General features: G+C 63.7%; 23 protein-coding genes, 1 tRNA gene and 1 pseudogene. 13 read left to right on the top strand and 12 right to left on the bottom strand.

From position 1 onward, the window contains the following. Positions 1-71: 71 nt before the first annotated feature. Positions 72-158: pseudogene (locus tag Har1131_RS22700) on the bottom strand (hypothetical protein); the annotation flags it as partial. A 247-nt stretch (positions 159-405) separates the two neighbouring features. Between Har1131_RS22700 and Har1131_RS12145 the strand changes: the two are divergent. Then, positions 406-771, top strand: coding sequence for a hypothetical protein (locus tag Har1131_RS12145; protein ID WP_151146625.1), 366 nt, complete (start codon positions 406-408; stop codon positions 769-771). Here the strand turns inward: Har1131_RS12145 and Har1131_RS12140 are convergent. Together Har1131_RS12140 and Har1131_RS12135 are read right to left on the bottom strand one after the other, a co-directional pair. Further along, positions 740-813, bottom strand: a tRNA-Arg gene (locus Har1131_RS12140). The two genes, Har1131_RS12145 and Har1131_RS12140, sit on opposite strands and share 32 nt — an antisense overlap. Positions 814-890: 77 nt before the next feature. Next, complete coding sequence (locus tag Har1131_RS12135; protein ID WP_014040012.1) at positions 891-1,130, bottom strand: twin-arginine translocase TatA/TatE family subunit; 240 nt, start codon at positions 1,128-1,130, stop codon at positions 891-893. Positions 1,131-1,766: 636 nt separating this feature from the next. Here Har1131_RS12135 and Har1131_RS12130 point away from each other — a divergent pair. The 7 genes from Har1131_RS12130 to Har1131_RS12100 all read left to right on the top strand — a co-directional run bounded on the left by Har1131_RS12130 (position 1,767) and on the right by Har1131_RS12100 (position 7,707). Beyond that, positions 1,767-2,012, top strand: a complete 246-nt coding sequence (locus tag Har1131_RS12130; protein WP_004515651.1) for a hypothetical protein — start codon at positions 1,767-1,769, stop codon at positions 2,010-2,012. Between the two features lie 56 nt (positions 2,013-2,068). Further along, complete coding sequence (locus tag Har1131_RS12125; protein ID WP_014040014.1) at positions 2,069-2,536, top strand: peroxiredoxin; 468 nt, start codon at positions 2,069-2,071, stop codon at positions 2,534-2,536. Positions 2,537-2,582: 46 nt separating this feature from the next. Then, positions 2,583-3,395 carry an HD domain-containing protein gene (locus Har1131_RS12120; protein ID WP_014040015.1) on the top strand — a complete coding sequence of 271 codons (813 nt, stop codon included), beginning with the start codon at positions 2,583-2,585 and terminating at the stop codon, positions 3,393-3,395. A gap of 62 nt (positions 3,396-3,457) precedes the next feature. Next, a complete protein-coding gene (locus Har1131_RS12115; protein ID WP_151147274.1) occupies positions 3,458-3,856 on the top strand; it encodes a hypothetical protein in 399 nt (132 codons plus the stop codon). A gap of 224 nt (positions 3,857-4,080) precedes the next feature. Next, on the top strand, positions 4,081-4,362 hold the full coding sequence (locus Har1131_RS12110) for a hypothetical protein (RefSeq protein ID WP_050007372.1): 282 nt from the start codon (positions 4,081-4,083) through the stop codon (positions 4,360-4,362). Positions 4,363-4,364: 2 nt separating this feature from the next. Beyond that, positions 4,365-5,939, top strand: coding sequence for a methyl-accepting chemotaxis protein (locus Har1131_RS12105; protein ID WP_050007371.1), 1,575 nt, complete (start codon positions 4,365-4,367; stop codon positions 5,937-5,939). A 508-nt stretch (positions 5,940-6,447) separates the two neighbouring features. Further along, the gene (locus Har1131_RS12100) at positions 6,448-7,707 is read left to right on the top strand and encodes a DHHA1 domain-containing protein (RefSeq protein ID WP_151146620.1); all 1,260 of its coding nucleotides are present in this window, start codon (positions 6,448-6,450) and stop codon (positions 7,705-7,707) included. 1 nt (position 7,708) lies between these two features. On the opposite strand, the gene Har1131_RS12095 is transcribed toward Har1131_RS12100, so the two are convergent. The 4 genes from Har1131_RS12095 to Har1131_RS12080 are packed head-to-tail and all read right to left on the bottom strand — an operon-like array spanning position 7,709 to position 11,700. Beyond that, entirely contained in the window at positions 7,709-8,632 is a 924-nt protein-coding gene (locus Har1131_RS12095; RefSeq protein ID WP_014040018.1) for a DMT family transporter, read from the bottom strand. 6 nt (positions 8,633-8,638) lie between these two features. After that, complete coding sequence (gene surE, locus Har1131_RS12090; RefSeq protein WP_014040019.1) at positions 8,639-9,448, bottom strand: 5'/3'-nucleotidase SurE; 810 nt, start codon at positions 9,446-9,448, stop codon at positions 8,639-8,641. Positions 9,449-9,484: 36 nt separating this feature from the next. Further along, entirely contained in the window at positions 9,485-10,969 is a 1,485-nt protein-coding gene (locus Har1131_RS12085; protein WP_151146613.1) for a small ribosomal subunit Rsm22 family protein, read from the bottom strand. Next, on the bottom strand, positions 10,966-11,700 hold the full coding sequence (locus tag Har1131_RS12080; RefSeq protein WP_050037818.1) for a prephenate dehydrogenase/arogenate dehydrogenase family protein: 735 nt from the start codon (positions 11,698-11,700) through the stop codon (positions 10,966-10,968). Before Har1131_RS12080 ends, Har1131_RS12085 begins: the two co-directional genes overlap by 4 nt. A gap of 162 nt (positions 11,701-11,862) precedes the next feature. Here Har1131_RS12080 and Har1131_RS12075 point away from each other — a divergent pair, with 162 nt between their 5' ends. Further along, positions 11,863-12,636 carry a fumarylacetoacetate hydrolase family protein gene (locus Har1131_RS12075; RefSeq protein WP_129755046.1) on the top strand — a complete coding sequence of 258 codons (774 nt, stop codon included), beginning with the start codon at positions 11,863-11,865 and terminating at the stop codon, positions 12,634-12,636. A gap of 24 nt (positions 12,637-12,660) precedes the next feature. Here Har1131_RS12075 and Har1131_RS12070 read toward each other — a convergent pair whose 3' ends face one another. Further along, positions 12,661-13,485, bottom strand: a complete 825-nt coding sequence (locus tag Har1131_RS12070) for a halocyanin domain-containing protein (protein WP_050037819.1) — start codon at positions 13,483-13,485, stop codon at positions 12,661-12,663. A gap of 319 nt (positions 13,486-13,804) precedes the next feature. Here Har1131_RS12070 and Har1131_RS12065 point away from each other — a divergent pair, with 319 nt between their 5' ends. Both Har1131_RS12065 and Har1131_RS12060 read left to right on the top strand, forming a co-directional pair. Then, complete coding sequence (locus Har1131_RS12065; RefSeq protein WP_014040024.1) at positions 13,805-14,167, top strand: helix-turn-helix domain-containing protein; 363 nt, start codon at positions 13,805-13,807, stop codon at positions 14,165-14,167. Then, positions 14,164-14,466 (top strand): hypothetical protein, encoded by a 303-nt coding sequence (locus tag Har1131_RS12060; protein WP_014040025.1) that lies wholly within the window; start codon positions 14,164-14,166, stop codon positions 14,464-14,466. The genes Har1131_RS12065 and Har1131_RS12060 overlap by 4 nt, the downstream gene beginning before the upstream one ends. A 21-nt stretch (positions 14,467-14,487) precedes the next feature. On the opposite strand, the gene Har1131_RS12055 is transcribed toward Har1131_RS12060, so the two are convergent. Further along, on the bottom strand, positions 14,488-15,045 hold the full coding sequence (locus Har1131_RS12055) for a halocyanin domain-containing protein (RefSeq protein ID WP_014040026.1): 558 nt from the start codon (positions 15,043-15,045) through the stop codon (positions 14,488-14,490). Between the two features lie 170 nt (positions 15,046-15,215). Between Har1131_RS12055 and Har1131_RS12050 the strand changes: the two genes are divergently transcribed. Further along, the gene (locus tag Har1131_RS12050; RefSeq protein ID WP_050037820.1) at positions 15,216-16,742 is read left to right on the top strand and encodes a cryptochrome/photolyase family protein; all 1,527 of its coding nucleotides are present in this window, start codon (positions 15,216-15,218) and stop codon (positions 16,740-16,742) included. A gap of 30 nt (positions 16,743-16,772) precedes the next feature. Here Har1131_RS12050 and Har1131_RS12045 read toward each other — a convergent pair whose 3' ends face one another. From Har1131_RS12045 to Har1131_RS12035, 3 genes are all read right to left on the bottom strand, one after another. Continuing rightward, complete coding sequence (locus Har1131_RS12045) at positions 16,773-18,527, bottom strand: AarF/ABC1/UbiB kinase family protein (RefSeq protein WP_050037821.1); 1,755 nt, start codon at positions 18,525-18,527, stop codon at positions 16,773-16,775. Between the two features lie 52 nt (positions 18,528-18,579). Further along, positions 18,580-21,216, bottom strand: coding sequence for a heavy metal translocating P-type ATPase (locus tag Har1131_RS12040; protein WP_151146605.1), 2,637 nt, complete (start codon positions 21,214-21,216; stop codon positions 18,580-18,582). A 129-nt stretch (positions 21,217-21,345) separates the two neighbouring features. Then, positions 21,346-21,936, bottom strand: a complete 591-nt coding sequence (locus tag Har1131_RS12035; protein WP_146417376.1) for a winged helix-turn-helix transcriptional regulator — start codon at positions 21,934-21,936, stop codon at positions 21,346-21,348. Between the two features lie 154 nt (positions 21,937-22,090). Between Har1131_RS12035 and Har1131_RS12030 the strand changes: the two genes are divergently transcribed. Beyond that, on the top strand, positions 22,091-23,176 hold the full coding sequence (locus tag Har1131_RS12030; protein ID WP_151146597.1) for a metal ABC transporter substrate-binding protein: 1,086 nt from the start codon (positions 22,091-22,093) through the stop codon (positions 23,174-23,176). The last annotated feature ends 7 nt before the right edge of the window (positions 23,177-23,183 follow it).

The raw sequence follows: 23,183 nt of genomic DNA, 5'->3' as shown, positions 1-23,183 counted from the left end.
TCCATCTGCTGCTCGCGCTTCGACCTGTCGAACCGCGGCCCGGCCTCCAGCACGACAACGTCGCGACCGTCGCTGGCGAGTTGGCTCGCGACGAGTGCCCCTGCCGGCCCGGCCCCGACGACACAGACATCCGCCCGCTCGGACGGCTCCCGGTCCATTTCAGCAGGAGTTAGGCAAGCCTAAACTTATACGTTGGCATCTCAGGTGCTGTGGAGAGTCTGCACAGCAACTGCGACGTATCCCAATTGTATCGCATCCTCTTTGCGCGACGTCACGGTCAGACGTATTCGCTCCACTGCGCGCGACCTCCCTGATTAGAATCCCGCCATGCCGGTTCAGTCACAGACTCGCTTCGCTCGTCGGTTCCCTGCACGGGCGTGGCGGGACTGAGCAAACGCGAAGCATTTGCGAACTACGCGAGACCCGCTGCAGCGGGTCTCGCGGGATTCGAACCGGAGCAAGACGGTCGTCTCGCTTCGCTCGCCGTTGCGACTTGCAGGGTTCGAACTCCGGGCCCGTCGACTCCTCACATCCGTTCGTCGCACGACGGGCGTGGCGGGACTGAGCGAAACCGAAGGTTTCGCGAGGGTCGCCACGGCCGCGAGTGTGTTTCGAGCGGACGCGAGAAACCACGAAGCGGGCGTGGCGGGATTCGAACCGGACCGAGACTCGCTCCGCTCGTCTCGTAGGGTTCGAATCTCCGGGCCGTTTTCACGGCTCTCTGTCGCTCGCCGGAAAACGGGCGTGGCGGGATTCGAACCCGCGTTCTAGGGGTTAGGAACCCCTCGCCCTGGTCCACTAGGCCACACGCCCTATCGGGTGGTCGATTGAGCGGTGAAAAATCCTTTCGTTATCACTACAGACCGCTGAAAACGGAGAAGTGGTCGAGATTACGTCTCGGTTTCCGTCGCCGTCTCGGTCGACTCGGCCGAGTCCACGGTGGATGCATCGGCCCCTTCTGCAGCGCCGCCCTCACGCATCTCTTCGAGTTCCTGCTCGACTTCTTCGCGCCCCTTCTGGAACTCGCCCATGGCTTCGCCGGTCGACCGCGCTAGTTTCGGAATCTTGTTCGCGCCGAACAGCAGGACGGCGATGAGGAGGATGACCATCATCTCCGTCGTCCCGGGCATCCCCGGGAACAGTACTCCGGATGTCCCTAACATTGTATCCGAAGGTTACGTGGTTGCTATTATAACCTTTTTGCTCAGGACGGCCTGGCAGGCGAGTCACTGCCGTCGAGGCCGACTCTCCAGTACTGTCTGGCGTGGCCAGCAGACAGACCGTTAGTCATCACCGAGCCGTGGCGGCTTAGTCTGTCGAAACGGCCTCGCCAGGAACCGACGGCGAGGCCCGACACAGGAGGAGTGAGTGGGTGTGGCCCGGAAGCGGTAACACAAGGCGCTGGTCTCTGACTTCCCGGTGTCGCTGGCTTGGGTTGGCACGTCGACAGATACACCGCAGCATGTCCTCGGGACTGAGTCGATAGCTGGAGCTGTTCAGGTGACACGATTTCCGTGGCCATGTCCGGCGTCGGATTTGCCTGCGTGCGGGTTCGCACCCGCAGTACCGGCTACACGGTCCTGTCAATTTATTATATTCTGGTTAAGCCACTGCTCATCCTGTCGGCTGTACGTCTGTGAAGAATTTCGCCCGGGGTGAGGAATATCTTGAAATAGTTACAGCCGACAGTATCACCAGCCACAGCGCCGGGCAGGTGCACTCTCCGCCCGGGGATATAACTACCGTCGGGCGCTCAGAGAGACCAGATGCCGGCCGATAGTCACACGATGGAAGTCAGGAGCGGGGAAGAGGTAACGATTCGACCGATCAAACCGGTCGGAGAGGACGTCGTTCGGGTCGATATCGAGGCTGATGGGGTGTGGCGACTCGATATCACGCGCGAGGGCGAAATCGCAGACGTCGTCACGACTCGTGACGCCGACGGGACACTCGCGGACCGCGAACTGCCGGAGTGGATCGACGAGGTCACCGCGAAGTTCGCGCAGTTCTGATTCGGGACTCGTCCGCGTCGGAAAGGGTTTTATCTGCCACGACCCAGGTCGCCAGTATGGTATCAGTCGGAGACGCTGCACCCGATTTCACGGCACCGATTGCCAATGGCGACGTTGATGAGATAACGCTATCCGAGGCAGTTGACGATGGGCCGGTCGTGCTCGCGTTCTTCCCGGGCGCGTTCACCAGCGTTTGCAGTCACGAGATGAACTCGTTCCAGGACCGACTCGACGAACTCACCGAGGCGGGGGCGACGCTGTACGGTGTCAGCATCGATACGCCGTTCTCACAGAACGCGTTCCGTGACGAACTGGGACTCGAGTTCGACCTCGTCAGCGACTCCGGGCGCGAAATCGTCGACGCCTACGACATTTCGATGGACTTCGAGGCGCTGGGCGTTCCGAACGTCGCCAAGCGGGCCGTCTTCGTTATCGACGAAGACCGGGAAGTCACGTACGCCTGGGTCAGCGACGACCCTGGCGTCGAACCGGACTACGACGAAGTTATCGACGCCGCCACCTGATCGCGCCGGTGGGGGATTTTTCGCTGTGGGTCGTTTGGGATGTGGTATGAGCGTTGATAGAGACAATGCCAGCGGCCGGATTTACGACCCCGAGGCAGACCACGCGTTCCCGGACGGGCGACTGAACGCAGTTCTCGACACTATTACGACTGACGAGGAGATCCAGGCGTATCTCGAAGCCCAGAACATCAATCCCGTCGCGCGCAAACAGTACAACGACCACGGCGCGAAACACATCGGTATCGTTCGGAACCGAGCACTGTGCCTGTATGACCTCCTCAAGCAGGGCGGCGTCGAGTTCAACGGTGCGGCCGACCACGGCCTCGACGAGGCTGACGAGGCTGTCATCATCGCACTTGCGACGACGCTCCACGACATCGGGCACGTCGTCCACCGCGATTCACACCCGTACTATTCGATCCCGCTGGCGGCTGACATCCTCGATGACATCCTCCCGGAGTTCTACGGCATCCGTCAGGCGGTTCAGGTAAAGGGTGAGGTGCTCCATGCCATTCTCTGCCATCACACCGAGGAAAACCCGCTGACGCTGGAAGCCGGCGTCGTTCGCGTCGCCGACGCGCTGGACATGGAGCGCGGTCGGTCGCGCATTCCGTACAAGCACGGCGGCCGCGGTATCGATACCGTCTCCAGCCAGGCCATCGAGACGGTTACGCTGAGCCCAGGCGACGACTATCCCGTCCTCGTCGAAATTTCGATGAACAACGCGGCCGGCGTCTACCAAGTCGATAATCTTCTGAAAGCCAAACTCAGGGACTCTGGCTTGGAAGAACACGTCCGTATCGTCGCGCTCAACACCCGGGAGGACGGCAATCAGATCGTCGAGCGAATCGAACTCTAAACCGGATCGACACAACGGTTTTGTACCGTGCTTCCCTAGCTATGTCTATGAGTCTCACACCCATGGATGAGCCACGGGGTGCCCGGGCCAGGACGGACGACGGCGACGTGCCGCCACCCTCGCTTTTGGACCGGGTCAGGTACCGCGTGCGCTCAGCCATTGAGACCATTTCGTTTGGGGAGAACTGTTCTGAGTGGCTTGATAGACGTGGTCGAGACAAGCCACAGTCGACGATTCACACCGATGGGTTCGCTGACGACGTCGTTACGCCGCCGGAGTGTCCGTCGATTAGCGACCTTCCGACGCGGTCACGACCGTTTACGTATCCGACCCGAAATCACACGGAAACCAACACTGTCGACCTCATCGCAGTCGAATCTGGAGACCAACTCACTATGACACATCCGGACAACTCTGCGGCGAAAATAACGTCCGATACTTGGATGGGCGTCGAACAGTAACCCGAGGACAGCCCTTCTTTTTGATTCAGCATCTCTCTCGTTGTAACGCTTTCATATTCGCTTTACACAGCACAGCAGTGACGTGTTTTCTGCACGCGCAGGAGTACTGTGGTTGTCGTAACTATCGACGGGTAAATATTGGTATATAATGTTAAAACTGGTATTATTATCGATTCTGATGCCAGGGCCGAGAACCTTTTTAAACGTCAAAACTTGTTCAATCCATGGTTGGAATTGGCCCATTTGGAACACTGGAAGTAGTTGGTCTGCTCGTCGCGGTAATCGGTTTAATACCCGTTCTCTCACAGTATCGCGAGGAGACCCGGTGGTTCACTGTTGGGTACGTTCTTCTTGTGGTTGGCATGGTCGCAACGAACCTCGAAGCGGTTGTTCTCGGCGATGTGCTAAACTTCGTTGAGCACGGCGTCGGTATCGGTGTGGCCGGTCTTACTTTCTCTCTGGCCGCCTATCTCCGTCGGGAAAACCGGATCAAGACTAAGGGATAACAATGGTCGGGATTGCACCTCTATTCGACGGTTTGGGCGCGCTCGGCTTTCTCGCTGCGACAGCGCTCGGATGGCTCAATTATCGAGACACTGAGGCCGAGTCGGCCTTCTGGCTGACGTTCAGCTTTGCATCGACGCTTGGTGCCGTCTGGACGGTCAGCCTCATGTTCGAGAAGGCCGGGATCTACGAGGAAGTGTTCAACCTGGCCACAGGCCCGCTTATGACATCGACTGTTGCCGTCTTCGCCATCGGGGGCACGGCCACCCTCTCGCTGGTCACAGAGATGCAGGAGCTGGTCGACGAGGCCGAGACGAAGCGACAGGAAGCGGAGCAGGCGAAAGAGAAGGCGACGAAGCAACGCAAGCAAGCCAAAGAGGCACAGCGTGAATCGGAAGAAGCGCGCGCAGAAATTGAGGAGCGCGAGGCGGAACTTGAGGATTTGACCGCAGATCTGGAAGCGACCGCCGAATCATACGGTCAGGCGATGGAACGGGCGGCGGCCGGCGACCTCACGGTCCGGGTCGACGCGGACAGTCGGAACGATGCGATGTCGCGCATCGGGACGGGGTTCAACGCGATGATGGACGAACTCCAGACCGTCATCGCCGAGATCCAATCGTTCGCACGGCAGGTTGACACGGAAAGCACAGAAGTCACAGGCGGCGCTTCGGATATTCGGTCCGCCAGTTCGGAGGTCGCTGAGAGCACTGAGGAGATTTCCGCCGGAACGGAAACACAGAACGAGAAACTCAACGAAGCGAGCAGCGAGATGAGCGACCTATCCGCGACGATCGAGGAGATAGCCTCTTCGTCGGAGGAAGTCGCCACCCAGTCGCAGCAGGCCGCAGAACTGGGGCAGGAGGGCGAAGAAGCGGCCGCGACAGCCGTCGAGAAGATGGCCACGCTTGAAACCCGGACTGATGAAACCGTCTCAGAAGTAACAGACCTCGAAAACGCTGTCGAGCGAATCGAGGAGGTTGTGAACCTAATAAACGATATCGCGGAACAGACGAACATGCTCGCGCTCAATGCGTCAATTGAGGCCGCGCGCGCCGGCGAAGCGGGTGAAGGATTTGCCGTTGTCGCATCCGAAATCAAATCGCTGGCTGGCGAGACTGCTGACGCGACCCAGGAAGTCGAGACGCTCATTGAGGGAATCGAGGACTCGACAGAGAGTGTCGCCAACGACATCTACGACACGCAGTCGGAGGTCGAGGAAACTCGGGAGACAATTGACGAGACAGCTACCGCACTGAACCGAATCGTCACCGAAGTCGAGGAGGCGAGCAGTTCAATCCAGTCGATCAGCCAAGCCACCGATCAACAGGCTGATTCCGGACAGAAGGTCGTCACGATGCTGGACGAGGTGACATCGATCAGCGACCGGACAGCCGAGCAGGCACAGGAAGTGTCCGCGGCTACGGAGGAACAGACCGCGACGATTCAGGAGATCGCGACCAGTGCCGACTCGCTGTCAGACAGTGCAGAGCGACTGCTCTCGCTCGTCGCTCAATTCGACGTACAGGAACAACAGGCCCAGTCAAGGGCTGTGAGTGCGGAAGCTACGACGGACTAGCTGGGACGCAACCCTATAGATCGTACTGCGCGATGTTGCCGGAGCCACAGGCCGGGCAGGTCGAGCTATCCGTTTCGATGGTGGTTCCACAGCGTCGACACTCCAGATGTGACCGCTGTCGAGTCCCCACGACCCGGCGTAATCGCTCGATCATATTGCCAGACAGGGAGCCAGGCCCTATATAATCGGGTAATTCACGGTGAAAGTGAAAACCGCAGGACGTGACGCCGATCCTGATGGCCCGTCTGCCGAGCGTCAGACGCCGCTGTCCCACCGTTCAGCCTGTCCACTCCCCCAGTTACGCGCAGGTTAGCTCACGCCGGTCCCGCTTACCGGCTGCGTACAGAAGCGTCGGGAACAGCACGACTGCGAACAGCCAGAGCAGTGATTGGGCCACACTACCCCGGCACGCACGAAAACCGCGCTACTGTCGGCCGGATGGTCCCGGACACTCGTCCGTCCGGGGCACGCCCAGATGTTTTTGTTCGCGCCGACGTAGCCACGCCTGATGACGGGAATAGCCGCAGCCGAGCCCACTGTGACGACGTTCACGTCGACTGTCGAGCGTACCGACACGACCGCTGTCGTGCTAACGGAGACGTACTTCTACGCCGAAGGCGGCGGCCAGCCGGCCGATCGGGGAACTCTCGGTGGCGTTGAAGTCGTCGACGTCCAGCACCGAAACGGCGATATCGTCCACGAACTGGCCGAGCCGCCGGCGTTCGACCCGGGCGAGACGGTCGAAGGCCAGATCGACACGGCGTTTCGGACGTACTGTATGCGTGCCCACACGGCCAGCCACGTCCTCTACGGCGCTGGTCGCCGGCTGCTGTCGGACCTCGGCTACGGCGGCTTCGACATCAGCGCGACGGTCCCGGAAGACGCCGGTGACGACGACTTTGGGCCGGCTATCACCGGGAAGGTGCGGGTAGATTTCGAGACGACGACCGAAATCGACGACGAGACACTCACCGAACTTGAGCGGCTGACTAACCGCGCCGTCTGGGAGTCCTACGACGTGACCTGGGAAGAAATCCCGCGTGACGAGGCACTGGACCGCGACGATATCGCGTTCAATACGAAGACCGAAGAGGGAATCGAGGGCGAGACAGTCCGGGTCGTCACCATCGAAGACTGGGACGTGGCGGCCTGCGGTGGGACACACGTCGGGAACACGCGAGAGATCGGACCGGTGACGGTGCTCGGTCGATCCAATCCCGGCGAGGGGCTGACTCGTGTCGAGTTCGCCGTCGGGCCGCGAGCAATCCGTCAGCGGGCGACCGAACACGAGCGGGCGATGGCTGCCGCCCAGTCGCTGGATACGAACGTTGCCGAACTCCCGGATGCTGTCGATAGCCTCCAGTCAGAGCGCGACGACCTCCGGGACACGGTGTCGGCCCTTCGAGAGCGTCTCGTCGATTCTCGTCTCGCTGACCTGCGCCAGGACGCTATCGAAGCGGACGGGCAGAAGTGGCTCGTCGGCACAGTCACGGGTCTCGACGCGAACGGACTGGCCGACCGAGCGGAGCAAGCCGTCGGTGATGAGGTCGACGTGGCCGCGCTAGTGGACGCCGACGGCCAGTATCTGGGTGTCGCGACGACAGGCGGCGTCGATGCCGGCGCGGTGGTCGACCGAGTGACGTCGGAGTTCGGTGGCGGTGGCGGCGGGCGGCCGACGGTGGCACAGGGCGGGGGACTCGATGCTGAGGGGGACGATATCGTCGCGTTCCTCCGGGACGTGTCAGCGGCGCCAGACCACGGCGACTGACTCAATCGCCTCGGTTCGGCGTCCCGCTGAACCGGGCGACCTCGTTTCGCAGCGCATCCCGTTTCAACAGCGCGAACCCGACGAGGATACAGGCGAATCCGACACCCGTGTAGACTGTCGGTGTCTCACCGAGGAACAGCAGCCCAGTGGCGGCGGCGACGACTGGTGCGGCGTAGGAGACGAGGTTGATCTCGATGGGCCCGAGTCGCTCCAGCAGGTCGAAGTAGATGAGGAAGCCAAGCGCGCTGGCGACGATGACCAGATACAGCAGGGCCAGCACGGCTTCAGCAGTCCACTGGACGTCAGCTATCGACTCGGAGGCCCCGAGGCTGACGCCGTGCATAAGCACCGCACCGAGGAGCATCGACCACGCCTCCATCGTCTCGATCTCTAAATCGTCGTCGAACCGCCGGGTCAGCACGCTCCCGAGGGCGAACGACGTGGTCGCGAGGAACACCAGGAACAGCGACACGGTTCGCGGGTCGAGGAGGTTCCCCGGGTCGGGGTTGCTGAGAACACCGACACCGACGAACCCGATGAGCAGGCCGACGATACCCAGCGCCGTGAGCCGTTCGTCCGGAAGAAACGCGCGGGCGAACCCAGTCGTGAGAATCGGCGAGAGGCTGACGACGATAGCGGCGGCGGCGCTGGTGGTACCCTGCTCGCCGACGAACAGGAAGATGTGGTACGCGGCGATCAGGAGTGAGCCGCCGATACCCACAACGATCCAGTCGGTCCGACTCTTCGGGAGCCACTGGTCGGTAGCGTACACCGCGTAGCCGAGCATCAACAGGCCGGCGAGGTCGTACCGGAACGCCGCAAACAGGACCGGCGGGAAGTACTCCAGCCCGGCTTTGATAGCAGTGAAGGCGCTGCCCCAGGCGACGGCGAGCGCGACGAAGAGGATGGCGTTGCGGAACCGCATTTCCGGTCAGTCGGCCGCCTCGCCGCCGTCGCCCGGCTCGTACGTCTCTGCGATGGCGTCGAGGGCTTCGTGGTGCTCCGTCGTGTGTGGCGCGGTCAGCGGCGAGACACTGACCTTCCCGTCGACGACGGCACGGCGGTCGGTCCCCTCGGGGTCGGGAATGTCGCCCTCAGCCATGTGCTCCCAGATGCGGTCGTGGAGCGTCACGGCGTCGCCTTCCTGGACGGCGTCCATCTCGTACTCGTGCGAGGGTCGCGTGACCGTCATCTGTGCGTCGCCCCACTCGGCAACGGGGGCGTTGATGTTCAGGTAGTCACACTGCTCGAACACGCCGGCGTCGACGGCGTGGTCGGCGAGGTAGGTCGTCGCCCTGGCAGCCTCGCCGTAGCTGTCGCCGTTGGCCTCGATGTCCGCGAAAGCAGCGTCCTCGCGGACCGGGATATACATCGAGACGGCCATCGCCGGCACGTCGAAGAAGGTGGCTTCGACGGCGGCGCTGACGGTCCCCGAGCGGCCGAGGACGTACGCGCCGAGGTTCGCCCCGCGGTTACAGCCCGCGACCACGAGGTCGGTGTCGGTGACGAGTGCTTCGAGCCCCGCCACGACGCAGTCCGAGGGCGTTCCCTCGACGGCGTAGCCGAGCTCGTGCTCGTGGACGGTCACTTCGTGTGAGATAGCTCGGCCGACCGCGCTCTGGTCCTCCGCCGGGGCGACCGCAGTCACGTCGCCGACTGTCGAGAGACCGTCGTACACCGCCCGGAGGCCGGCGCTCTCGATGCCGTCGTCGTTCGTCAGCAGAATCGTCGGCTCGTCCATACGCTCTGTCGGGCCGTCTGCGAGAAAAGCCCACCGCTAGCGGGCACGGTCGACGACCGTCTCGCCGTCGACGACGACGTTGTAGGCCTCCTCGTCGTCGTTCCAGAGCACCAGCGCGTTCTCGAAGGACAGCAGGTCGCCGTAGTCGGCTTTCCGGAGGTCCTCGTTCAGTATCGACGCCTCCGTGAGCACGGCGAAGTGGTCGACCTGCTGGCTCCCGTCGCCCAGCAGATACAGCGGATTTGCGCCCTCCCGCTCGGCGAGGTCGTGGCTGAGTTTCACACCCAGAAAGTTCACCCGGTCGGTGACGTAGTTCTCGGCGTCGGCCATCGGCGCGTGGATGCCCCGGTCCGGCGTCACGTCGTGCTTTCGCTTGCCGTCGGTCCGGAGGACGCTGTAGGCGAACTGCACGTCCGTGTTGACGAACTCGCCCGTTCCGCCCGCCGGGTCGTCGAGGCGCTGTTGCATCGTCGGCACTTCGATGTCGGGCTTGCGGTCGAACGACCACGATTCGCTGTCGGGGGACTGGTGGGGCCAGAGGCGCACCGTCGGCCCGTACACCGTCGCCGGGCCGCCGTCGGCCACCTCGCGCTCGACCTGGCGGAGCTGTATGGCCGTGTTCCGGTCAGCCGGGGCCAGCGCCAGCAACGTTCCGTCGTCGGCAAGCGCCTCGACGTACCGGTAGAGGGTCGCCGCCGCGTCGTCGAGTTCGCTGAGGACGTTGCCGAAGATGATGAGGTCGTAGCCCTCGGCGTTGTTGTCGCCGCCATCGCTATCGCCGCCGCTGTCATCGCCACCAGCCCCACCGCTGTCGTCGCCGGGAACCGGCGACGACGGATCGAACTCCTCGGCGACCGCCCGGTGAATCTCCCAGCGGACGTTCTGACCGCTGTCTTCCAGTAGGCTCTCCAGCACGTCCGCGGCGGCGCTCGGTTCGACGGCGTGGTAGTCCAGCAGGGCGTCGTCCGGAAGCAGGTCGCGCAGGGCGAGCGCCGGGCCGCCGACACCGGCCCCGACATCCAGAACTCGGAGCTGTGACGGGAGCAGACCGTCTGCGACGAGGTCCGCGAGGACGTACTTGGCCACAGCGTAGTAGTCAGGGAGGTGGTAGACGGCGTAGCCGAGCGCCGTCAGTTCGTCGTACTCGACGGCCTGGCCCTGGAGATACCGCTCCTTGATGTCACGGATGCGCTCACGGAGTTCGTCACCGCTGTCGCCGCTGTGCCACTCCAGTCCGCCCCACTCTGTCAACAGGTCGATGACCTGCTGTTCGTAGCGGTCTGGGAACCGCTCGACACCGTCGAAATCCACCGAGAACCGTCCCTCGGGTGCCGGAACGAAGGTCCCGTCGTCCTGTTCGACGATGCCCAGATCGAACGCCTCCTCTTGAAGTACCTGCTTGACGACGGCGGGATGGGGCTGGCCCTCGACGTACTCGTGTAGCTCCTCGGGGTCCAGCGGTCGGACGTTACGGAGGTACTGGGCGTTTTCGCGTATCTGCTGGCGTGTATCCTGGTTCATGAAAGTTGCTCGTAGAGCCGTTCGAAGGTGTCCGCGTCGGCATCGGCGATCTGTCGGGCGGCGTCGGCGACCGCGTCCGCGCCGTCGAAGGCGTCCTGGATGTCGGCGTACACCCGCGGGTCGCCGCCGGTGACCTGCTCGACGAGGTCGAACAGGCCAGCCGAAATCGGCGTCTGAAACCGGTCGGGCACGTCGGCGGCGGCCATCGCGAACGCGAGCACGGCCGCGTGGGCACTGGCCTGGACTGTTTCCATGGCTTCGTCGTGTTCCGTCGCTGTCGTCTCGAAGCAGTTGTTGCCGGCCTCGGCGAGTGCGTCGACGACGGCAGCAGCATCGGGACCTGACGCGTCGTTGACGACGGCGACGTTGCCGGGCGCGTTCTCGGGGGCGAACAGCGGGTGGAGACTCAGTCGCTGGCCGTCAGGCATCGCGTCCTGCATCGCTGCGACGGGGCCGGCCATGCTCCCAGTCACATCGACGATTGCACCCGTAGCCAGCGGCGCGAACTCGTGAATGGCCGTCTCGGCGACGGGCATCGGCACCGCGATACAGACGACGTCGAAAGTTTCGGCCGCGTCGCTGGCGACAGCGCGCCCGCCGACTGCGTCGGCAGCGGCTTCGGCGGCCGACTGGTCGAGGTCGGTGAAGGCGACGGACGCGTCGGCGTGGGTCCGGACCGTGCGCGCGAACCACTGGCCCATCGCGCCGGCGCCAACGACGAGGACGTTCATCGGCCCAGCGTAGCCCGTCCCGTCTCAAAAGCCGTTCGGTCACACTCCCACTCACCGCGACTCCGCAGGTGACGATGGCCGGGTAGACAGCCGTCGAACAGCCCGCTGTGGTCCGGTTTCCCCTCCTAAACGCTTATCTGTCGGCCCTGAGAGAACGGTGACATGAAGCGCGTTCGATTCCGTGATACCGCGGGGAACGTCCGGGGGGGCCGCTGGACTGTCGAGGACGGCGAGCCCGTCGTCACCGCCGCCGCCGGACCGTACGGCCGTATCGCCTTTGGCGACGAGTCCTACGACCCCGACGAGGTGGACATCCTCCCGCCCTGCGAGCCGACGAAAGTCGTCTGTATTGGGCGCAACTACGCCGACCACGCCGAGGAGATGGACTCGGACCTCCCGGACAGGCCGATGCTGTTCCTCAAAGCCCCGAACGCCGTCGCGTCCCACGGCAAGCACCTCACGATGCCCTCGGGGAAAGAGCGCATCGACTACGAGGCCGAACTCGGCGTCGTCATCGGCGAGCAGTGCCGGAACGTCAGTGAATCGGGCGCGATGGACGTCGTCGCGGGCTACACCTGCGTCAACGATATCTCGAACCGCGACGACCAGCGACAGGAACAGAACTGGGTCCGCGGGAAGGCCTTCGACAACGCCTGTCCCATCGGCCCGCTTGTGGCCACGCCGGAACACGTCCCGGAGGACGCCAGCATTGAACTCCGACTGAACGGCGAGACGAAGCAGTCCTCCTCCCGCGAGCACCTCATCTTCTCAATCCCGGAACTGATCGCGGAGATAACGTCGTACATGACCCTAGAGCCCGGCGACGTCATCGCCACGGGGACGCCCGAAGGCGTCGGACCGATGGAGGACGGCGACGAAGTCGAAGTCGAAATCGAAGGTATCGGCACGCTCAAACACAGCGTCAAGATTCCGTAGGCGGCTGCCACACTAGTTCGGTAGTTATTCCACGACGACTGCGCCTCTCATCCCCAGGCCCTTATGCGGTTTACAGGAGTACAGGTAGGTCCCGGTTTCCGCGAAGGTGTGCTCGTAGGTGTTTCCTTCCTCGGCGACGAGTTCCGAGTTGAGCGGGCCATCGCCTTTTGAGACGATGTTGTGTGGCCCTCCCTCGCCGGTCCACTCCCAGCGGACGGTCGTCTCGGTCGAGATCTTCAGCGCCGGGGGGCCGAACGCGAACTCCCCACCGTTCCCTTCCACACCGGCCGTAACAGTTGCAGTGTCTGTGTCGGTGCGGTCGGCAATGGTGCCGTCGAAGTTACTCGCGGCTGCGAGCCACTCGTCGACAGTTGCATTGCCTGAAGACGGTGGCTCTTTCACAATAATCGCACCTTTCATGCCATCGTCGCGATGGGGTTCGGAGACGTAGCGGTACTCGCCGGGCTCCTCGAAGAAGTAGTGATACATCGTCCCGGACTGGGCGTTCGTCCGGCCGCTGTCGAAGGTGCCGTCGAGCGCGACGACGTTCTGCTGGCCGCCGTGTCCCGTCCAGTCCCACCGAACGTTCGTCATTGGTGGAACTTCGATGGCTGGTGGGCTGAACGCCAGTCCACCGTCTGTCTCCTCGCCAAGCATAATTGTTGGTCGGGACTGCGGTCCGTATCTGCGGATCTCGCCGTCGTAGCTGTTGGCGTCGTCGAGCCAGTCGTCGAGGGACTCGGGTGTCGATTCAGGCGTTGCAGTTTCGGTCGCTGTAGCGGTTTCGGTTGCAGTCGCGGTCTCGGTGCCGGTTTCCGCCGCTGGCTCAGAGCTACTCCCCGAGGACACGCACCCGGCGGTAACGGCGAGGGCTGCCAATCCTGTGCCTGCGAGAAACTGTCTGCGAGTGGAGGGCCGTTGCATAGCAAGCTAGTTGTTGTTATTGGATGATAGAAAATGGGGTGTGCCCTTTCCAGATTCTGGAAACAAACGGTCGCCCTTTATCTGAGGGTGCTTTATATTCCCGACACTGGGTGGGAGCTGCTACCGGAGTATCGCAGGACTCCGGAGTCGCAGTATCCCACAGGTTTCACGTCGCTGCCCCGTCATATCGAAATCGAACCGCCCGCAGAACCACCCCCGACCGTCCACCTGAGAGGGTCCCTCCGTGGCACACAACGACGCGAGCGAGACACAGGCGCTGTTCGACGCCCTCGCCGACCCTGACTGTCGCGACATACTCAGGGTGCTCGACGAGCCGCTGCCAGCCAAGGAGGTCGCCTCGGTCTGTGATCTGCCCCAGACAAGCACCTACCGGAAGCTCGAACAGCTGAGCGAGGCCGAACTGGTCGCCGAGGAGACGGAGGTGCGCCCCGACGGCCATCACGCGACGGCGTACGTCCGGGACTGTGGCGGCGTGTTCGTTGGCGTCGATGCCGACGGCGCGTTCGAGATCGACGTTCTGCCGGCCGAGGAGCGGCCGAGCGAACGGCTCGCACTCCTGTGGTCGCGCGTCAGCGAGGAACTATGAACGGAGATATCCCACTCATCGTCATCGGATTCAAGACTGTGACAGTGTTGCTTGGCGGGCTCATCACCTACTTCGCAACCCGCGCGGCACTGAAAACGAGGGCGACCGGACTCACGTATCTCGCCGTCGGATTCGCGACTATCACCGTTGGGTCGCTCATCGCCGGCGTCGCAGACCAACTGTTCGGCCTGAGTACCAACGCTGCACTGATCTTCGAGAACGCGCTCACCGCGGTCGGCTTCGCGGTCATCGCGTACTCGCTGTACGTCACCAGTCGCTCCGCGCTAGTAAAGCGATAAAAACTGGCCGCTAACTATGGGTTATTCGACGACGACTGCGCCGACCATCCCGAGCGCCTTGTGCGGGACACAGTTGTAGAGGTAGGTGCCGGTTTCCTCGAACGTGTACTCGTAGGTGGTTCCTTCCTCTGAGACAGCCGAGCCCGAGTCGAGCGGGCCGTCGCCTTCGGACTTGACGTTGTGGCCGGCCCCTTCACCGGTCCACTCCCAGACGACCGTCGTTCCGGTCGAGACTTTGATCGCGGGCGGATCGAAGGCGAACGCGCCGCCGTTCCCCTCGGCGCCGACTGCAACGGAGACCTCGTTCTGGTCAGTCATCACGACCGTGTTGCCGTCGAAGTTGGACGACTCACCGACGTAGTCCGCCACTTCGCTCGATGCTTCGACGGTCTCCATCCCACCGCTGCTCTCGGTGTCCATCTCCTCGGCTTCAGTGGTAGCCATCTCCTCTGCTTCGGTGGCTTCCGTTTCGCCGCTGCCACCATCGCCGCCGGACCCGCCACAGCCAGCAAGGAGTCCAGCGCCTGATACGGCTGCCGTCGTGCGGATGAACGTCCGCCTGTCGAGGTCGTCTGTCATGCAACTAGAGTTATGACTCTGCACTTATAAGGAAGTCGTTTCTGTCGTTTGGACGGGAACAATAATTGAGGTTTGTACCGCCCTGCGGTGTGGCGATACCAACACAGTTCGGACGGGGATTGATGCGGACTCGGGCCCACAGTACAGCCAATGGGAGTGTCCGTTCACAAATGACCGTCTGGCTCCGGGGCGACCACCTCCTCCGCCGGTCCGGCCCCGTCGACAACCGACCCGACGAGCCGGTGCTCCTGATAGAGGCGCAGTCGTTCGCCCGCAAACTGCCGTACCACCCACACAAGCTGATTCTGCTGTTCAGCGCAATGCGGCATTTTCGCGACGACCTCCGGGACGCCGGTCGGACGGTCCAGTACCGCCAGACGGAGACCTTCGAGGACGGACTGGCGGCACATTTCGAGGCCAATCCGGACGACGCGCTCGTAACTCACCGACCACAGACCGAGTCCGCGCAGGCGCGACTCGAATCACTGGTTGCCGACGCTGGCGGAGCGGTCGAGTTCGTCCCCGACGAACGCTTCCTCTGCCCCCCTTCGCAGTTCGACGGGTGGGTTGGGGACGGACGCTACCGCCACGAGGACTTCTACCGGTTCATGCGCCGAGAAACGGACTATCTGATGGCCGACGGCGACCCGGTCGGCGGCGAGTGGAACTACGACGACCAGAACCGGGAGACGCCACCCGATGAGTGGACCCCGGCGGAGCCACCGCTGTTCGAGCCGGACGACGTGACCCGGGACGTCATCGAGTGGGTCGAGGAAACGTTCGAGGGGAGCTACGACGAGCAGCCCTACGGCGGTGACTGGGCCGATCCCGACCCGTTCCGTTGGCCCGTCACTCGGCGGCAGGCCGTCCGCGCCCTGGACCACTTCGTTACGAGCCGACTACCGGAGTTCGGGCCGTACCAGGACGCGATGCTGGAGGACGAGTGGGCGATGAGCCACAGTCTGCTCTCCACGTCGCTCAATCTGGGACTCCTCGGCCCTGACGAGGTCATTGAACGCGCTATCGCTGCCTACGAGGACGGCGACGCGCCGCTGCACAGCGTGGAGGGGTTCGTCCGGCAGGTGCTCGGGTGGCGCGAGTTCCTCCGGCACGTCTACCGCCGGGAGATGCCGGACCTCGCCGCGGCGAACCAGCTCGGCGCGAGCGAGGCCCTGCCGGACTTCTACTGGGACGGCGACACCGACATGGCATGTCTCTCCGACGTGGTCGACGGCGTCCGGAAGCGGGGCTACTCACACCACATCGAGCGGCTGATGATTCTCGCGAACTTCGGTCTCATTTACGGCGTCGAGCCGGCGCAACTGAACCGCTGGTTCCACGCCGGCTACGTCGACGCCTTCCACTGGGTGACGACGCCGAACGTCGTCGAGATGGGGCTATACGGCGCGGGCGTGTTCGCCACCAAACCCTACGCCTCGTCGGCGAACTACGTGGACAAGATGAGCGACTACTGCTCGGGCTGTCCGTACTACAAGACGAAGACGACCGGCGAGGGTGCCTGTCCGTTCAACGCGCTGTACTGGGACTTCCTGGACCGAAACGAAGATACACTCCGGTCCAACCATCGAATGGGGCTGATGTACAGCCACGTCGACAACAAGAGCGACGAGGAACTCACAGAGATACGCGAGCGAGCCGCAGAGATTCGGGAAATGGCGGCCGCTGGCGACCTCTGAGCGCGACCGTGCCCCGCGAGCGCCGCTCGGCTACTCTTCTCCCTCCACCGCATCGGCCGCCTGCCGCTGTTGCATCTCGTGACGAGTGAACTGCGGCGACGACAGCGCCGATCCGCGGCGTCGGCGGAACGACCACGCGAGAATCCCAAGCACCGCGGCGCTCCCGCCCAGCGCGAGTCCGGCGGGCTGGAGCCCGTTCACGGTGTAGAGGTAGGCACTCACCGGCACGCCGGCGCTGGCGACGATACCGAGCAGGAGCCGCTTGGCGAGCACCCGGCTCAGTCCGTCGGAGTCTTCGAGGACGGTCTTGACGAGCAGTTCTTCGCGCTCGACCCTATCGAGTGCGTTCTCCATCTTCGGCGCTGTCCGCACCGCCGACCGGGTCGAGTCCGTCACCGTCTCCTGGATTTCCGTCTTGATCCGCTCCCGGAGATCGTCCCCAGCGCCCTGCTCCATGACGTACTCGGAGATGATCTCGATGAAGTCGAACTCGGGGTCGAGCGTCCGACAGACGCCTTCGAGGACCGTCGTTACCCGGACCACCAGCGCCAGGTCCTGTGGCAGGCGCATCGGGAACTCGTACAGTTGCGTCTCGAACTGGCCGACTAACTGTTCGATTCGGTACTCGCTGATGTCCTCGCCGCGGAACTGCTCGATCACGATGTCGAACGCCTCTCGCATCACCTCGCGGTCGGCCATCGGGTCCAGCGCGCCCATCTCGACGAAGGCGTCCATCACGCGGTCCACGTCGTCGGTCGCCAGCCCGACGTAGAAATCCAGCAGTTGGTCCTGTGTCCGGGGACCGAGGTAGCCGGTCATCCCGAAATCGTAGAAGACGAGCGTCCCGTCGGGCTGGACTGCCAGATTGCCGGGATGGGGGTCAGCGTGGAAGAGGCCGTCCTCGACGATCATCTGGATGTACACCTCTTCGAGCCGCCGGACGAGTGCCGGCCTGTCGATGCCGAGTTCGTCCAGACGCTCTACGTCGTCGATTTTCACGCCGTCGAGGTACGTCATCGTCAGCACGCGGTCCGTCGAGTGGCTCCCGACGACGTCCGGGATGGCGATGTCGTCGTCGTTTGCGAAGTTGTCGCCGATTTCACGGAGCATTCGCGCCTCGTGGCCGTAGTCCATCTCCCGGCGGACCGTCGTTGCGAACTCTTCGGTGAGATTTTCCAGCGTAAATGCCTGGCCCGGGTCCGCGCCGTAGGTGAGCACGGGCAGCAGCGTCGACAGCACGCGCAGGTCGGATTCGACGCGCGTTCTGATGTTGGGTCGAAGCACTTTCACGGCGACCCGCTGGCCGCCGATCTGTGCCTCGTACACCTGGCCCAGCGAGGCTCCCGAAATGGCTGTCGTGTCGAACTCTTCGAACAGCGCGTCGATGTCGTCGCCCAGTTCCCGTTCGATGACAGGCTCGATGGTGGCCCACGCGTCCGGTGGAACGTTATCCTGTAGCTCCGAGAGCACGTCCACGTACGCCCGCGGCAGGGCGTCAGGCCGGGTCGACAGCATCTGCCCGAGCTTGATGAACGCCGGTCCGAGGTCGACGAATGTGTTTTTCAGGTAACGAGCGCGCCGCATCCGTGTCTCGGGGGTCACTGACCGGGACCGACCGAACAGGAGGAACCGCTTGCGGTCCCGCCCCCACTGCCAAAGCAGCGGGACGAACTGCCAGACGATGACGAGCGCCCGCCAGAGCGCCCGGAGCCTGACGCCGACACCGCCCGGCTGTGACACTGTCCCTCCCGTCGGTTCGTCGGCGACACGCTCCTCAGCAGTCACTGTTCGTAGATGAGGCCCGGCGACAGATGAGTCTGCTGGAGACGGGTCCCGCTCAGCGACGGAGGAAGCCGAGCAGGCGATACTCCGAATCCGGCGTGTACCGGCGGAACGCGAGACTGTTTGCGAGCACCGACACGGACGAGGCGGCCATCGCGGCAGCGGCCAGCACCGGCTGGAGCAGTCCCAGCGAGGCAAGCGGAATCATCACGGTGTTGTACCCGAGCGCCCAGAAGAGGTTCTGCTTGATCTTCCCGAGCGTGGCCTCAGAGACCCGGATGGCCTTCACCACGTCGGCGGGGTCGTCCCGGAGCAGCGTCACGTCGCCGGCCTCGATTGCCACGTCGGTCCCCGAACCAATGGCACAGCCGACGCTCGCGGCCGCCAGCGCGGGCGCGTCGTTGACGCCGTCGCCGACCATCATCGCCTGATCGCCGTCGCTCTGGAGGTCATCGACGGCGTCGGCCTTGTCCTCGGGCAACACGTCGGCCATCACGTTATCGGGGTCGATACCGACTTCTTCGGCGACGGCGCGCGCGGTCCGCCCGTTGTCGCCGGTGATGAGCCAGACGCCAAGTCCGCGCTCTCGCAAACCGCTTACGGCGGCCTTCGCGGACTCTTTGACTGTGTCGGCGTCGGCGACGATGCCCAGGAGCCGGTAGTCCGGGTCCTTGTCGCCCTCGGTGTCGTCACCGCCTGCATCTTCGGCCAGCGCGACCAGCATCGCCGTCTTACCCTCGCGTTCGAGCGCGTCCATCCGCTCCTCTGCCGGGGCGGTGTCGACGCCGGCCTCGGACAGCAGTTTCCGGTTGCCGACGAGGACGCGACCGTGGCGCGTCGTCGCTTTCACGCCCTGGCCGGGGACGTTCTCGAACGTGTCGGGGTCTTCGACCTCGACACCGCGCTCCCGTGCGCCCTCGACGATGGCCTCGGCCAGCGGGTGCTCGCTGGCGTGTTCGGCGCTTGCGGCGACTTCGAGCACGAACTCCTCGCTCCGTTCGCGCTCGGGCTTGAGCGCCCCGCCGTCCGCAGCGGGACCGACGACCTCGACATCTGTGAGTTCCATCTCACCTTTCGTCAGCGTCCCCGTCTTGTCGAAGACGACGGTGTCGACCTCGTGGACGCGTTCGAGCACGTCCCCGCCCTTGAACAGAACGCCGTTGCGTGCGCCGATTGCCGTCCCGACCATCGTCGCAGCGGGCGTCGCCAGCCCCAGCGCGCAGGGGCAGGCGATGAGCACGGCGGAGGCGAACACGACGACGGCGAACTCGCTCACGCCGACGCCGGCCGGGCCACCCGCGGCCAGTCCCCACAGCGGGAGCGCGTCGACGACGGCGGCCAGCGTCTCCGGCGCGACCGCCCACAGCACCGCCCAGAGGACGGCGTTGGCGATGACTGCCGGGACGAAGTACGCCGAGATGCGGTCGGCGACGTTCTGGATGTCGGGCTGGCGGGACTGGGCCTGCCGGACCCGCTCGGCGATCTGCTGGAGGGCGGTCTCCGAGCCGACCTTCGTCGCCTCGACTTCGAGGACGCCGTTCTGGTTCACTGTCGAGCCGATGACCTCGTCGCCCTCGCCTTTCTCGACCGGAACGGACTCGCCGGTCACCATCGACTCGTCGACCGCTGAGTCGCCGTCTACCACGACGCCGTCTGTCGGAATCTTCTCCCCGGGGCGGACTTTCAGCCGGTCGCCGACCCCCACCTCGTCGATGGGAATCTCTTCCTCGCTGCCGTCCTCGCGGACGACCGTCGCCGTGTCGGCCTCCATCTCGAGCAGTTGTTGGATGGCGGCCCCGGCCTGGCTCTTCGAGCGGGCTTCGAGGTAGTTCCCGAGCGTGATGAACACGAGAATCAGCGCGGCCGTGTCGAAGTACAGCCCCGTGCTCGCGATGAGGTCCGCCAGCGCGGCCACTGAGTAGACGTACGCCGTCGAGGAACCCAGGGCGATGAGCACGTCCATGTTCGCCCGGCCGTTGTTGACCAGCGCCTTGTAGGAGTTCTCGTAGAAGGGCTTGCCCAGCAGAATCTGGACCGGCGTCGCGAGCGCGAACGCAACCCATCCCTGTGGCACCCCCAGAACCGTCTCGTCGACGAGGCCGAGCGAGAACAGGTGGTCCGCCATGAACAGCAGGAGTGGGGCCGACAGCACCGCTCCGAACAGCGTGAGCCGGAGCTGTCTTCGCGTCTCCTCGTTACGTGCGGCGGCGCGGCGGTCAGCGCTGGACTGCTCACCGCCGGAGCCGTCACCGCCGTTTTCACTCCCGCTACCCTCTCTGACAGGCGTGTAGCCGGCGGACTCGATGGCGTCGTAGAGGTCCGAACGCGACACGTCGGCCGGGTTGTAGGTGACCTGACCTTCGTCGGTGGCGTAGTTCACGCTGGCTTCGATGACGCCCGCAGTCGCTTTCAGCGCCTCTTCGTTGGTGTCCGCGCAGTTCGCACACGACATATCGGTGATACCGACGGTCACCGTCTCCGTCGCGACGCCGTAGCCGGCGTCCTGGACGGCGGCGACAATATCAGCTAGCGATACCACATCGGGGTCGTACTCGACGCTCCCCTCGTCGGTGGCGTAGTTCGCGTCGACGGACGCAATCCCGTCCAACTCGCCCACCGACTCCTCAATCGTGCCCGCGCAGTTGGCACAGCTCATTCCCGTCAGTTCGAGCCGGGTGGTTCGGTCACTCATCTTGTCTTCCTATACGCCCCTCATGTTCATGCGGTTTGTGCCTTCGATCCGAAGGTCAGATTCGACTAATAGATTCAGAAGTAAACTCAAACAGCCGCTTAGATACTATTCTGAAGCACCACTCGCAGCTCAGACCCTGTCTTTCAGCGACTCGTACTGGTCGACGAACCGTTCCGCACAGGACCCACAGCAGAAGTAGTACCGCTCCCCGTCGAGCGTGCGCTGTTCGCCTTCCTCGTCGACGGAGTTGCCACACTCCGCGCAGTCGGGCGCGAACTCTGCCGTACCCAGTCCGACGGTCCACTCGCTGTCTGCGATCATCCGCACCTCGTAGCGGTCCACGTCCCCGAGGTCGACGTGTTCAGCGAGGAGTTCGCTCGCGTCGGACTGGGAGACGTTCGCCGCCAGCACCACCCGGCCGCCGGCGGTCCGATAGACCCGCTCGACGGTGTCAGCGTCGCTGACCGCCGCAGCGATGTCGGCGGCCCGACCCGGCTTCGCGTCTACTTCGATCAGGACCGGCACGCCGGCCTGTAACAGTGAGCGGTCGACATCGACGGTAAACCCCTGTATCAGTCCCATTTCGACGAGCCGGTCGACGCGGTCCGAAACTGCAGGGGCCGAGAGGTCAACTCGTTCGGCGATGTCGCTGTATGGTCGCCTCGCGTCTTCGAGCAGCAACCGGAGGATTTCGTGGTCAGTATCGTCGAGTCCGGGCATATCGGACCAACTTGGAGCGTCGGTTTATGCGTTGTGTCCGCTTGTTCCTGTGCCAAAGATCGCGTTTCAGACAGGAGCAGTGCACTCGATTAGACTAGTCTAATTCTATAGTTAGATAGAAACTATTATAACCTTCTCCGACAGCAACCCACACATGGCAACTAACCAACCCTGTGGCGACCAGCCGTATAGCGTCACCCGCAGGCAGGTACTCAGTGCCGGCGCGGGGAGCCTCGCGTCCGGCTTTGCCGGCTGTCTGACCGGTGGCGGGACGGAAGCGGCATCGAACAGCAGCGACAGCACCAGTGGCGCGGACGGACCGGTCGCGGTGGCGTCTTTCTTCAGTTTCTACGACTTTGCCCGTAAGATCGCACGCGGGACGCCGATAACGGTCGAGAACCTCATTCCGACCGGACTGCACGGCCACGGCTGGGAACCGGACGCCGCCATCACGCGAGATATCATCGACGCGGACGCGTTCATCCACGTCGGCCCGGACTTCCAGCCGTGGGCGGACCGCGCGATTCAGACACTCAAAGACGACAACGTCGATACCGAACTCATCAACGTCCGCGAGGGCATCGAACTCGAATCGCTCGCGGCGAGTCTCGACCGCGACGAAGAGGGCGTCGGACAGAATAGAGCCAGAGACCCCCATTTCTGGCTCGACCCGCGGCGCGCGAAACAGTCGGTCGACAACATCACCGAGGGGCTGGTCGCGCTCGCCCCGGACGCCGAAGACACGCTCCGGGACAACGCCGAGACGTACAACTCTGAGGTCCTCGACCGCATCGACGCGGATTACGCCGAGATTTTCGACCGCGCCGAGAGGAACGTGGTCCAGCTCGCGGCACACAACGCCTTCCAGTACATCGGCTCGCGCTACGGCGTCAAGATGCGCCCGCTCGTGGTCAACCTCGCGGCCAGCGGTGACGTGAAGCCCTCGGACATCACCGAGGCGAAATCGGTCATCGAGGACAACGACATCCGGTACATCGGGGCCGGCGTCTTCGAGACGCGCAAGCCCGCAAAACAGCTCATCGCCGAGACACCGGTCAAAGCCTACTACCCGGTGACACCGTATGCTGGCGTCCGCAAGGAGTGGGTCGAAAACGACTGGGGATACGAGGAAATCGCCTATCGGATAAATATGCCGACGTTCGAGGTCGTTCTGGGTAACAAGGAACCTGAAGACGCTGGTCCCGACGGCTGGAGCGAGACCTGGCGGAACTTCGAATGAAACCGAC

The organism is Haloarcula sp. CBA1131 (genome assembly GCF_008728975.1).
Lineage (GTDB): Archaea > Halobacteriota > Halobacteria > Halobacteriales > Haloarculaceae > Haloarcula > Haloarcula hispanica.
This window is presented reverse-complemented; position numbering and strand designations above follow the sequence as displayed.

Excerpts from the sequence above, each read along its gene's own strand:
- Har1131_RS12075 (WP_129755046.1), top strand. The coding sequence starts at position 11,863 with ATGAAGCGCGTTCGATTCCGTGATACCGCGGGGAACGTCCGGGGGGGC.
- Har1131_RS12100 (WP_151146620.1), top strand. The coding sequence starts at position 6,448 with ATGACGGGAATAGCCGCAGCCGAGCCCACTGTGACGACGTTCACGTCG.
- Har1131_RS12030 (WP_151146597.1), top strand. The coding sequence starts at position 22,091 with ATGGCAACTAACCAACCCTGTGGCGACCAGCCGTATAGCGTCACCCGC.
- Har1131_RS12060 (WP_014040025.1), top strand. The coding sequence starts at position 14,164 with ATGAACGGAGATATCCCACTCATCGTCATCGGATTCAAGACTGTGACA.
- Har1131_RS12040 (WP_151146605.1), bottom strand. The coding sequence starts at position 21,216 with ATGAGTGACCGAACCACCCGGCTCGAACTGACGGGAATGAGCTGTGCC.
- Har1131_RS12120 (WP_014040015.1), top strand. The coding sequence starts at position 2,583 with ATGAGCGTTGATAGAGACAATGCCAGCGGCCGGATTTACGACCCCGAG.
- Har1131_RS12115 (WP_151147274.1), top strand. The coding sequence starts at position 3,458 with ATGGATGAGCCACGGGGTGCCCGGGCCAGGACGGACGACGGCGACGTG.
- Har1131_RS12095 (WP_014040018.1), bottom strand. The coding sequence starts at position 8,632 with ATGCGGTTCCGCAACGCCATCCTCTTCGTCGCGCTCGCCGTCGCCTGG.
- Har1131_RS12125 (WP_014040014.1), top strand. The coding sequence starts at position 2,069 with ATGGTATCAGTCGGAGACGCTGCACCCGATTTCACGGCACCGATTGCC.
- Har1131_RS12110 (WP_050007372.1), top strand. The coding sequence starts at position 4,081 with ATGGTTGGAATTGGCCCATTTGGAACACTGGAAGTAGTTGGTCTGCTC.
- Har1131_RS12050 (WP_050037820.1), top strand. The coding sequence starts at position 15,216 with ATGACCGTCTGGCTCCGGGGCGACCACCTCCTCCGCCGGTCCGGCCCC.
- Har1131_RS12135 (WP_014040012.1), bottom strand. The coding sequence starts at position 1,130 with ATGCCCGGGACGACGGAGATGATGGTCATCCTCCTCATCGCCGTCCTG.
- Har1131_RS12035 (WP_146417376.1), bottom strand. The coding sequence starts at position 21,936 with ATGCCCGGACTCGACGATACTGACCACGAAATCCTCCGGTTGCTGCTC.
- surE (WP_014040019.1), bottom strand. The coding sequence starts at position 9,448 with ATGGACGAGCCGACGATTCTGCTGACGAACGACGACGGCATCGAGAGC.
- Har1131_RS12085 (WP_151146613.1), bottom strand. The coding sequence starts at position 10,969 with ATGAACCAGGATACACGCCAGCAGATACGCGAAAACGCCCAGTACCTC.
- Har1131_RS12055 (WP_014040026.1), bottom strand. The coding sequence starts at position 15,045 with ATGACAGACGACCTCGACAGGCGGACGTTCATCCGCACGACGGCAGCC.
- Har1131_RS12105 (WP_050007371.1), top strand. The coding sequence starts at position 4,365 with ATGGTCGGGATTGCACCTCTATTCGACGGTTTGGGCGCGCTCGGCTTT.
- Har1131_RS12130 (WP_004515651.1), top strand. The coding sequence starts at position 1,767 with ATGCCGGCCGATAGTCACACGATGGAAGTCAGGAGCGGGGAAGAGGTA.
- Har1131_RS12080 (WP_050037818.1), bottom strand. The coding sequence starts at position 11,700 with ATGAACGTCCTCGTCGTTGGCGCCGGCGCGATGGGCCAGTGGTTCGCG.